The 10179-nt window shown below is 61.7% G+C and carries 9 protein-coding genes and 1 other RNA gene; 6 read left to right on the top strand and 4 right to left on the bottom strand.

Annotated features, from left to right (window positions below):
• Both JHD07_RS22370 and JHD07_RS22365 read left to right on the top strand, forming a co-directional pair.
• A partial coding sequence (locus JHD07_RS22370; RefSeq protein WP_291625860.1) for a methyl-accepting chemotaxis protein occupies positions 1–1258 on the top strand: 1258 nt, incomplete at its 5' end.
• 277 nt (positions 1259–1535) lie between these two features.
• A complete protein-coding gene (locus JHD07_RS22365) occupies positions 1536–2672 on the top strand; it encodes a DSD1 family PLP-dependent enzyme (RefSeq protein WP_291625858.1) in 1137 nt (378 codons plus the stop codon).
• A gap of 294 nt (positions 2673–2966) precedes the next feature.
• On the opposite strand, the gene JHD07_RS22360 is transcribed toward JHD07_RS22365, so the two are convergent.
• Positions 2967–3968: an AraC family transcriptional regulator gene (locus JHD07_RS22360; RefSeq protein WP_291625857.1), complete on the bottom strand. Its 1002-nt coding sequence runs from the start codon at positions 3966–3968 to the stop codon at positions 2967–2969.
• A gap of 283 nt (positions 3969–4251) precedes the next feature.
• On the opposite strand from JHD07_RS22360, the gene JHD07_RS39840 reads away from it, so the two are divergent.
• The 4 genes from JHD07_RS39840 (at position 4252) to JHD07_RS22340 (ending at position 8206) form a co-directional block, all read left to right on the top strand.
• On the top strand, positions 4252–4650 hold the full coding sequence (locus JHD07_RS39840; RefSeq protein ID WP_366865003.1) for an AraC family transcriptional regulator: 399 nt from the start codon (positions 4252–4254) through the stop codon (positions 4648–4650).
• A gap of 156 nt (positions 4651–4806) precedes the next feature.
• On the top strand, positions 4807–5457 hold the full coding sequence (locus JHD07_RS22350) for a hypothetical protein (RefSeq protein ID WP_291625862.1): 651 nt from the start codon (positions 4807–4809) through the stop codon (positions 5455–5457).
• 81 nt (positions 5458–5538) lie between these two features.
• Positions 5539–6969, top strand: a complete 1431-nt coding sequence (locus JHD07_RS22345; protein ID WP_291625855.1) for a DUF1254 domain-containing protein — start codon at positions 5539–5541, stop codon at positions 6967–6969.
• Between the two features lie 130 nt (positions 6970–7099).
• The gene (locus JHD07_RS22340) at positions 7100–8206 is read left to right on the top strand and encodes a transporter (RefSeq protein ID WP_291625853.1); all 1107 of its coding nucleotides are present in this window, start codon (positions 7100–7102) and stop codon (positions 8204–8206) included.
• 108 nt (positions 8207–8314) lie between these two features.
• Here JHD07_RS22340 and JHD07_RS22335 read toward each other — a convergent pair whose 3' ends face one another.
• The 3 genes from JHD07_RS22335 to ssrS form a co-directional block, all read right to left on the bottom strand.
• The gene (locus JHD07_RS22335; RefSeq protein WP_291625851.1) at positions 8315–9139 is read right to left on the bottom strand and encodes a TIGR00282 family metallophosphoesterase; all 825 of its coding nucleotides are present in this window, start codon (positions 9137–9139) and stop codon (positions 8315–8317) included.
• Complete coding sequence (locus JHD07_RS22330; protein WP_291625849.1) at positions 9117–9713, bottom strand: 5-formyltetrahydrofolate cyclo-ligase; 597 nt, start codon at positions 9711–9713, stop codon at positions 9117–9119. The genes JHD07_RS22335 and JHD07_RS22330 overlap by 23 nt, the downstream gene beginning before the upstream one ends.
• 187 nt (positions 9714–9900) lie before the next feature.
• A non-coding RNA gene (gene ssrS, locus JHD07_RS22325) (6S RNA) lies at positions 9901–10061 on the bottom strand.
• Between the last annotated feature and the right edge of the window lie 118 nt (positions 10062–10179).

Genomic DNA, 10179 nt, shown 5'->3' with positions numbered 1-10179 from the left:
ATTCCACCACCTCCAGAAGACGGCCGAGACGATGGTCTCGGCCAACCACGACATCGCCAACGCCTCGCAAGCGGTGCAGACGACCACGTCCGCCGCGGTCGGTGAGATCGCGCAGTCACGCAGCGCCGTCGATACCGCGGTCAGCCACATCTCCGAGCTCGTCGCCGCCGTGGAGCGGATCGAGGCGCGCTTGTCCGCCGTCGGCTCGGCGCTGGCACAGGTGGCGAAGGTCTCCGGCTCGATCGAAGCGATCGCCAAGCAGACCAATCTGCTCGCGCTGAACGCCACCATCGAAGCCGCGCGCGCCGGCAATGCCGGCCGCGGCTTCGCCGTGGTCGCGAGCGAAGTGAAGAACCTCGCCGAAGCCACCCGCCAGGCCACGCACGAGATCTCAGACACCGTGCGGGATCTCGACGGCCAGATCGAAGGCCTGATCGGCGAGAGCAGCGATGCCTCGCAGCGCGCCAAGACCGCCGGCGAAGGCGCGCAAGCGATCTCCGGCATCATCTCGCGCGTCCAGCGGGGCTTTGCCTCCGTCGAAGCGGAGATCGACGGCGTCGCCCGCGCGGCCACCTCCAATCTCGGCCACTGCGACACCGTGATCAGCGAGCTCAACGAACTCGCCAAGGGCGTCGACCTCTCCTCGCGCGATCTCCGAAGCGCCGACGAGCGGGTAGCGAAGCTGCTCGACGCTTCCGAAGGCCTGATCGCGCTGATCGCCGACAGCGGCGTGGAGACGTCGGACACCCCGCTGATACGGATCGTCGTCGACACCGCAAGGCGGATCTCGACGGAGTTCGAGGCTGCGATCGATCGCGGCGAGATCACGCTGAACCAGCTCATGGACGAGACCTACCGCGAGATTCCCGGCACCGATCCGAAACAGCACCTCACTGGCTACGTCGAGTTCACCGACCGCGTGCTGCCCCCGATCCAGGATCCGATCCAGACATCGGATCCGCGCATCGTCTACTGCGTCGCCTGGGCGAAGAGCGGCTATCTGCCGACACACAACCCGAACTACCGCCTGCCGCAGGGCAAGGACCCCGTCTGGAACAACGCCAATTGCCGCAACCGCCGCCTGTTCACCGACCGCACCGTGAAGAAGGTCGCCGGCAGCACCAGGCCGTTCCTGCTCCAGACCTACCGCCGCGACATGGGCGGCGGCCAGTTCGTGCTGATGAAGGACCTGTCCTCGCCGATCATGATCCGCGGCAGGCACTGGGGCGCCTTCCGGATGGGCTTTCGGCAGGGCTGACGGGGCGCGAGGGCGTCTCCAAAATAAAAAGGTCGAAAACAACCCCATGCACAGTAGCCGGGGTGCGCGGAATCAATGGCTTAGGCAGGAAGGCGCCGGTGTTTTGACTCGTCGGGCAAAACAGGGGTAGAATGCTATTATTCCGAAGTCTGGCGTGCGGGTCTCTCCGCCGCCTGCCGAGCCCCACAAGCCGCCCGCACTGGTGCAGCGGCCGACGTTGCCGTAGACATGCCGCCGCGCATTCGGGGCGCGAACCCGAACACAAAACTGGTTTTCGATGTCCTGTCCACCCGCCCAAATCGGCGCGCCGCTTTCCGAGATCGATACACCGGCGCTGATCATCGACCTCGACGCCTTCGAGCGCAATCTCGACACCATGGCGGCGGCGGTGAGCAAGCTCGGCGTTCGCTTGCGTCCGCATGCGAAGACCCACAAATCACCAATCATTGCGGCCAAGCAGATCGCGCGCGGCGCAATCGGCATGTGCTGCCAGAAGGTCGCCGAGGCCGAGATCCTGGTCGCGGGCGGGGTGAGCGACGTGCTCGTCAGCAATGAGGTGGTTGGCCAGCGGAAGCTGGAACGGCTCGCAGGACTTGCGCGCCACGCACGCATCAGCGTTTGCGTAGACGATGCGATCATGGTCGAGCAACTGTCGCACGCCGCGGAGCAGGCAGGATCGCAAATCGAAGTCCTGGTCGAGATCGACGTCGGCGCCGGTCGCTGCGGTGTCAGGCCTGGGCCGGCGGCGGCCACCCTGGCGCGGCAGGTGGCGGCGTCACGCTTCCTGTCGTTCGGCGGCCTGCAGGCCTATCACGGCTCCGCCCAGCATCTGCGCACGCCGGAGGAGCGGCGCGCTGCCATCGCCGGTGCCGCGAATGCGACCGCGGAGACACTGCGCGTCCTCGAGGACGCGGGCTTTCAGTGCCGGACGATTGGAGGTGCGGGAACCGGCACATTCGAGATCGAAGGCGCGAGCGGCATCTGGAACGAATTGCAGGCCGGCTCCTATATTTTCATGGACGCCGACTACGCCAAGAACCTCGCCGACGGGGCACGCAACGCCAGCCCGTTCGAGCATGCGCTGTTCGTGCTCGCGACCGTGATGAGCACCGCCTCCGGCGAACGCGCGGTCATCGATGCCGGCCACAAGGCCCTGTCGAACGACAGCGGCTTTCCAACCGTGCTGGGCCGCCCCGACCTGCGCTATCACAGGCCCTCGGATGAGCATGGCGTGCTCGACTTCGGCAGCGCTTCGTCGCGACTGGCGATCGGCGACAAGGTGACGCTGATCCCCGGCCATTGCGACCCGACCGTCAACCTCTACGACTGGTATGTCGGCGTGCGCGGCTTCAACACACCGGACGCCCGCGTGGAGGCACTCTGGCCAGTCGCGGCGCGGGGCGCGGTCACCTGAGATTGACACATGATTGCGCGCGACGAGCTCCGCCGCCGCCACGGACAAGCAAAGTGCAGATCCGAGACCCATACGCCACAGCATCGGTTGGCGAAAACGCGGAGTGACGAGCTTTGCGAAGCAACTACGCGCTTGGGATCATGGGTTCTGGCCCCTCGTTCGCAATTGCGGGCCAAGGCGCACACTCATAGTTGGAGACTGCCCGTTTTCAAGGGACGAGCAGACGTGGCCTGCCCGGCTGGGAACGTCTGCAAACGATCCTGCCCGGACATTATGCAGCGAGTGACATCTCGACTATCGAGGCCTGCATTGCTCGCGGAATTGCCCGGGCGTCAGGCCTGCAACCCTGCGGAATGCACGGGAAAAATGGGCGGGATCTCCGTAGCCCGAGGCAAACGCAATCTCGATGATCTTTGAATCCGTATCTCGCAAAAGCTTTCTTGCATTCTCAAATCTCACTGTATCCAGCAGCCCCGAATATGTCATGCCTGCGCGAGAAAGCTTGCGTTGAAGACTGCGTGCGCTGACCCCCGCCATCTCCGCGACTTCCGCCAGCGCCGGAGTCCGCTCGTCAATGTAGGATGGAAGCATCAGCTTAAGTGCGTGGATGAAGTCAAAGTTCGAACGTTCGACAAGATCGCTCTTTGGATGTGAAGGAGCTCGATCCGATCTGTTAGGAAGGCCCAGGAGTGAAGCAGGTATGTCGATCCACGAAGCATCTTGACCAGACAGGAATTGGGACGTCGGCCAGAAAGACCGACATGCCAGACCCGGCGTGTACCGCGCCTCAAAAGCGATAGTTGCCGGAGCCCAGTCCGGTCCGGCGAATTGCCGGACGATGTAAATCGGGAAAACGTTCTGAAGCCACTGAGAATGCTCGAGATGCTGAAGTCCGGCAGTGCCGGCCAGCTTGCTGCAGTAGCGAACATGGTCGCCGTGGCGCTCTACCCAGTTGCTCAAGTTCGAATCTTCGAGCGAAGCCAATCTACAAGCCTCGTGCAGCGCAACGAGCAAAGTCGGAGAATGACTGATTAGATACCGGGTCTTCTCGCTAAGGTGCCCGAAATGGAGCGACTTAGCAGCATGGAATCCGAAATCTTCAATACCTTGCGACCGGCTGGCAAACTCCGCAAATTCGATCGCAGGCAAAATCGGCACGTAATGATCGGCCTTTTCCTGCAGAGAAGCGGGCAACCGATATTTTTCCAGTAACGAACCGGTTGGCGCACCGAGATTATCCAAAATGTCAGTGAATGGACTGAGGTGCTGACAACGCGTCAAATGAATCTTTGGCATTGGTGCGTCTCGATCACTTAATTCAGCGCACGAGCGGCGTCGCAGGACGACAACTCCCTAAACAGGGAGCGCCGACGCCTGTCACACGCTTAGATTATCAGGACTGCATGGCTCTTTGCGTGCTTTTTGTCGCCTGGCTATGCCTCCAGAGCATCGCAGTCTCAGTTCATTCCATTCGACGAACATTTTGGCGCCCAATGGCCAGATGCGCCTCTCAGCTTCCCTAATCCTATGAATCGATTTTCCGCTGTAGGAGCATAGGCTTCAGGCCTGACGTCAAACGATGAGAGCCGTCCGCTTGCCTTCATCCACGGCGGTCCGCACCGCCATCGTTGCATCGCTGCGGCACGGTGACGCAACCCTCGATAGCACAGCGCATGCGCTCAGAATTAGCGGGCGCACATTGCAGCGTCATCTCGAACGAATGGGCACGAGCCACAGCAAGATGCTCGACGAAGTCCGACTTGAGATTGCCTGCCGTCTGCTGGCGGATACGAGTAAGCGCTTGTCGGATGTTGCAGAATCTCTTGGATACAAGAACGCGAGCAGCTTCAGCCGCGCTTTCGTGCGTTTGATGAAAATTCAACCGATCGTTTATCGGCGGCAGCAACGTGGCCGCAGGCATGATCGGTCGCTCGTCCGCCCGCGTTCTCGCCCCACCAACCCGCTGAATGATTCCTGACGATTGGCGCGAAATGGCAAGACGCGCCGCGTGATCTGGCGCGAAATGCAGAGATGCCGCCGGCACTAGCGACGCATTTATCGCTTCCCAAGCGTGCTGCTCGAGGAAAAACAGCCAGCCTGCAAAGGAGAGACCATCATGACAATCCGCCTTGCCTTGATCGCGGTCTACGCCGTTGGTTTAGTGGCAATTCCGCACAAGCTTCTTGCTCAATCTCCGGCCGAACCCAAGCCGCACATTCCGCTTGAGAAATCAATCGGCCAGGCCAAGCCGGAAGTGGTTCCATCCCTTTTCGTCCTCAACTCGCGCGGCGTGAGCCTGAAAGAGGGTAAGCTGGTGCTGAGTGCGATTTCTCCGAATGCGATCGTGTTTGCCGACCGGCCGGTTCGTGCCGCCGGGCATGATCTGACCTCCCGGATTGTCGAGGACTGGGGCAATGGCAGCGACAACTTCGCTAAGGACCCGCCCAACGCCACGGTGTCAGGATTCAAGAAAGACGGATCGTCGGTGTTGGATGCTGTCGTCGTGTTGAAATCCCCCAAGCTTGAAGGTGATAAGCTGACCTTCGACGTCGATATCCTCGAAGGTGATCTCGCCGGGGCGGACGGGCCGGCATCTGTCTTTATCGACATCATTGGCCGTCCGTTGACGCCGTTGTCGTTCGCCGGCGTCGCTCGCCGCACCGCCTGGCGCGGAGCGTTCTACCGCGGCGCTGCCGTTGCAGGCGCCGCTGCTGTGGCCGGGGCTGCGGCGTATCCCTATTACTCACCGCGCTGCGGCTACTACCCCTATCCGCCCTGCTATTGAGCCGTTCGCCCGAGTGGCTCCGTTACAAAGGCGTGAACTGCGAATCCACGTGACCGGTTTTCTATAGGAAGGAGATTAGCGATGAACATCACCCGTCGATCCCTTGCATTTGGCGGAATGGGGCTGCTCGCGGGAGCCGCCGCCACACGACCGGCTCTTGCCCAGGATTCATTTTTCGGAGTGGGACAAGGCCTGGAGGATTTCTGGCTGGCCAGCGACGCCTACATCTTTGGCTACCCGCTGGTGACGATGGAGATGACCCGGCGGATCATCACGAATGTCGCCGAGCCCGTCGGCACGCGCGGTCCGATGGGACACATCATCAAGCTGCGCCAGTATCCCGATGCCTCCTTCAGGGATGTGACGGCGCCGAATGCCGACACCTTGTACACGACATCCTTCTTCGACGTCGGAAAGGAGCCGTGGATACTCAGCATTCCGGACATGAAGGGCCGCTATTTCCTGATGCCGATGCTGGACGGCTGGACCACCGTGTTTCACGTGCCGGGCAAGCGCACCACCGGCACCGGGGCGCAGACCTACGCGATCACGGGGCCGGGTTGGAAGGGCACGCTGCCGGCGGGTGTCAAGGAGTACAAATCGGCCACCAATATCGTGTGGCTGCTCGGGCGCATCTATTGCACCGGCACGCCGGATGATTACGCCGCGGTGCACAAACTGCAAGACGAATGCAAGCTCGTTCCACTCAGCGCTTATGGCAAAGCCTACACGCCCACCCCAGGGAAGGTGGATCCAACGATCGATATGAAGACGGCGGTCCGCGAGCAGGTCAATCGCATGGACGCGGTGTCATATTTCAAGCTGCTTTGCGAGCTCATGAAGACTAATCCGCCCTACGCCGCGGACGCGCCTCAACTTGCGAAGTTTGCCCGCATCGGCATCGTCCCAGGGCAGGATTTTGATGAGAGTAAGCTGAAGGCAGACTTCCTGAGACGCCTGCCGGAGGTGTCGTTCGACCGGATCATGCTTCAGTTCAAAATCAACAAGGCCATCAAAGACGAGAATGGGTTCGCGTTCACGACCAAGACCGGCATCTACGGCACCGACTATTTGATGCGGGCTTTGGTAACCGCTATCGGACTTGGTGCCAACCGGCCGCAGGATGCTGTCTATCCGACCTCGCAAAAAGACGCCGACGGTCACAAGTACAGCGGCGCGAACAAGTACGTGATGCGATTTCCGAAAGGTCACTTGCCCCCAGCGGAGGGATTCTGGTCGCTTACGATGTACGACAGCAACTATTTCTTCGTGAAGAACCCGCTCAACAGGTACTCCGTCAGCGCTCGAGAAGACTTGAAGGAGAATCCGGACGGATCAACTGATCTGTACATCCAGAAGGACTCTCCCGGCAAAGAGAAGGAGTCGAACTGGCTACCAGCGCCTGAAGGAGATTTCATCCTCATGTTGCGTATGTACTGGCCCCAGGAGACGGACCCCTCGATCCTCAACGGCACATGGACGGTCCCGGCCGCCAGAAAAGTCGGAGCCTAGAGCAGGCAATCACGCCGGCGCGCAGGCGCCGGCATGATTGCTAGGTCGCTCGCAGATCCCCACAGCACGCTGTACTCGCTTTGGGGGTTCTGGGGCGAATGACACGGTATTCGCGACGCAGGAGGCCATGATGTCGGCACTTGACCTCGGAAAAGGAAAACAGCGCGTTGGACGGAGCGCGACAAAGCCGTCTCTCTCTTCTGCGTTCAGGAATGCAGCCATTGCCTCGGCAGTCGTGACGCTGTCGGTGCCTGCTGCCACCGCTTACGCCGACGAAGGTGGCGTTTCCTATTGGCTCCCTGGCCGCTTCAGCAGCCTTGCCGCCACCCCTCAAGCCCCCGGCTGGTCAATGGCAGCGGTCTACTACCACACCAGCGTAAGTGCATTCGGCACCGCGGCTGCCGCAAGGGAAATTCACGTCGGCAGAATTCCCGCAACAGTAAACGTTGATCTGAACTTGCGACTTAATGGGCGGGGAGATCTCGTCCTGCTCAATCCTACATACACATTCGCAACCCCCGTGCTGGGCGGGCAACTGGCCATCGGAGTGACAGGACTGTTCGGACGATCGAGCGCTGATCTCGCAGGAACGCTCACCGCAACTGTCGGCCCCCTGGCCGTGACGCGCACGGGCAGCTTCGGCGACTCGATCACGTCAGTCGGGGATATCTACCCGCAGGCGACGCTCAAGTGGAATGCAGGCGTCCATAACTTTATGACTTACGTAACTGGAGATGTTCCCATCGGCGCTAACAGTTCGTCCCGTCTCGCCAATCTCGGCATCGGGCATGGCGCCATCGACGGCGGCGCCGGCTACACCTACTTCAATCCGCAAACAGGCCGCGAGTTTTCGGTGGTGGCGGGCCTCACCTACAATTTCAAGAACCTGGATACGCAATACCAGAACGGCATCGACCTTCACGTTGACTGGGGAGTCTCGCAGTTTCTGTCGAAGCAAACTTTGGTCGGACTCGTGGGTTATGCCTATCAGCAGATAACTGATGACTTCGGCCAGCATCCCGCTCTAGGCGGCTTTCGGTCCCGAGTCTTCGCAGTAGGTCCGCAGATTGGCTTTCTATTTCCGGTAGGCGATATGCAGGGGTATTTGAATCTGAAGGGATATGGCGAGTTCGCTGCGGAGAATCGGCCGGCCGGCTGGAACACTTGGCTGACGTTCTCAATGTCGCCGATAGCGCCGACTAGAACTGTCGCATCAACCCGGCGGATCACAAAATAGCAGCGTGGCCGCTTAGCCGATCTCGCCGACAAACCATAGGCCCGACATCTCACGTGGACATATCGAACTGAGCTTCCGGGGCAACACCGGGTGATTTGGCTTCGCACTTCAGCTCAACCAGAATTTCGGCGTCGCCGGCTCCAGCCTTCCGCCCATCCGCACCGGTGCGATGCGGAGCGCGAGTCCCGTCGCGTCATCCGTCTCCACGGCAACGCCGCTGAGCGTCGCGGCGCCGGCGGCCGGCTCGAAACGTCCCGACGGAATCCCTGAGGTGAACCTCCGCAACGGTTCTTCCTTCTGCATGCCGATGATGGAATCGTAGTCGCCTGTCATGCCGGCGTCGGTCATGTAGGCGGTGCCGCCTGACAGGATCTGGTGATCGGCGGTCGGCACGTGGGTGTGGGTGCCGACGACGAGGCTGGCGCGGCCGTCGCAGAAGAAGCCGAGGCCCTGCTTCTCGCTCGACGCCTCGCAATGGACATCGACGACGATGGCATCGGCGGCGACGCCGAGCGGGCAGGCCCCGAGTTCGCGCTCCAGCGCGGCGAAGGGATCGTCGAACGGGGTCATGAAGACGCGGCCCAAAGCGTTGACGACGAGCGCGTGCTTGCCGTTCTTGGTCTCGACCAGGGCGGCACCGCGGCCGGGCGTGCCGCGGGGATAGTTCGCCGGGCGCACGAGGCGGTCGGCGCGCTCGATGAACACCAGCGCCTCGCGCTGGTCCCAGGAGTGATTGCCGAGCGTCACAGCGTCGGCGCCGGCCTCGAGGAATTCCTGGTAGATCGTTTCCGTGATGCCGAAGCCGCCGGCCGAATTCTCGCCGTTGACCACGACGAGATCGAGCGACCAGTCCTTGACCAGGCCGGGCAGATATTCGGCGATGGCATCGCGGCCCGCTCGGCCGACCACATCACCCACGAACAGAATGCGCAACGTCAGAACTCCGGAAATCGAACACGTCCGATTCCGTTAGCACAAAATCCAGTGGCACGTCGTGGGCTAGTGCCGGAACCGCCTCGATCTCCTGCACCGCGAAAGCGAGCCCGATGCCGACGATCTGCTTGGTCTTGCGCAAATGCGCGAAGGTGAAATCGTAATGTCCGGCGCCATAACCGATGCGATGGCCGAGACGGTCGAAGGCGGCGAGCGGCGTCAGCATGATGTCGGGGATGACTTCGGCGGCAGCGGGCGACGGCTCGGGAATGCCGAGCGGACCGAGCATGAGACGATCGTTCGGATGGAAGAGACGGAAGATCAGCGACTGGCCGCGCGCGGTGATGCAAGGCAGCGCGAGCCTGGCCCCCACCTCCGCGAGCCTCGCGAGCAGTGGCATCGGATCGATCTCGCTGCGGATCGGCGAATAGCCGGAGACGATGCTGCCGGGCAGCAGCTCGAACGGCAGTCCGCGCTTGGCGAGCTTTGCGGCGGCGGCGCTGCGCTTCTTGTCGCTGAGCGCATCGCGCTTGGCGAGGGCCTTGGCGCGGAGTTCGGCTTTGGAGGCGGACATGTGCGCTTGCTCCGAACGCGGAGCCTTGCTCCGCCGTCATCACCCGCGCATGCGGACGATCCAGTATCCCAGAGACAGTGGTGAATTCACACAAAAGCCGCGGCGTACTGGATTCCCCGCATGCGCGGGGAATGACACCTAGAACTGGCCGCAGTTGTTCAACAAGCACAAACCAAACACATAACAGTGCGAAGCCGCGGACGCCGTTGAAGCACTCGATCCCGGAGTTCCCTACGAAAGTAGGTGGGCACCATATGTCCGGGCCCACGGGCCCGGCCAGGGACAGTTCCCTAAAGGATCGATAAGGCCCCGGGGATATATGGCTCCTGACGCACGTCGCAGCCTCGCTCGGGCAATGTAACAACGATACTGACGAATCGCCAGTGCGGCGCTGCGGCCCTTTCGCGCGTGTCTTACCCTCCCCTGGAGGGGGAGGGTCGGCTCACATGGAGCGCAGCGAAATGTG

Origin of the sequence: Bradyrhizobium sp., assembly GCF_016462955.1 — a bacterium.
GTDB lineage: Bacteria > Pseudomonadota > Alphaproteobacteria > Rhizobiales > Xanthobacteraceae > Bradyrhizobium.
The sequence above is the reverse complement of the archived record's forward strand: the minus strand, read 5'-3'. Positions and strand labels throughout refer to the sequence as shown.